Here is a 244-nt window from a genome sequence, read left to right on the forward strand (position 1 = left end):
TGTTACTCAGCAATGCCGATACGGTACGATGATTTTTAATCGTAACGATGACACAATTGGGCAAAGCCTGATTAAATATGGAGAATGGTCGGAGGCTGAGACATTTTTGTTTTCCCAAATCGTCCGGCAAGGAGATACTGTTGTTGAGGTGGGTGCAAACATAGGTTCTCACACAGTGATGTTATCTCAAGCAGTTGGTGACTCTGGAGTCGTTTTTGCGTTTGAACCGCAGCGACATGTTTTT

General features: G+C 43.9%; 1 pseudogene. It reads left to right on the forward strand.

Going from position 1 to position 244, the window contains the following annotated elements:
• A pseudogene (locus SB689_RS23925) lies at positions 1–244 on the forward strand (hypothetical protein); the annotation flags it as partial.

The sequence above is a fragment of the Chryseobacterium sp. SIMBA_038 genome (genome assembly GCF_046535115.1).
Taxonomy (GTDB): Bacteria; Bacteroidota; Bacteroidia; order Flavobacteriales; family Weeksellaceae; genus Chryseobacterium.